Raw genomic sequence first — 315 nt, forward strand, 5'->3', positions numbered from 1 at the left:
GAATCTGCGCAACGTGATGAGCAAAACTGGTAAATCCGCCGCTATCCTGCTTGATACCAAAGGTCCAGAAATCCGCACCATGAAACTGGAAGGCGGTAACGACGTTTCTCTGAAAGCGGGTCAGACCTTTACTTTCACTACTGATAAATCTGTTATCGGCAACAGCGAAATGGTTGCGGTAACGTATGAAGGTTTCACTACTGACCTGTCTGCTGGCAACACCGTACTGGTTGACGACGGTCTGATCGGTATGGAAGTTACCGCCATTGAAGGTAACAAAGTTATCTGTAAAGTGCTGAACAACGGCGACCTGGG

Annotated in this window: 1 protein-coding gene; it reads left to right on the forward strand. The window is 48.3% G+C overall.

Annotated features, from left to right (window positions below):
• Positions 1-315 (forward strand): pyruvate kinase (locus QP437_RS09830; RefSeq protein ID WP_285267710.1); only part of this gene is annotated, 315 nt, incomplete at both ends.

Source organism: Haemophilus sp. UMB1048, from assembly GCF_030218125.1.
In the GTDB taxonomy this organism is placed as follows: Bacteria; Pseudomonadota; Gammaproteobacteria; order Enterobacterales; family Pasteurellaceae; genus Haemophilus_D.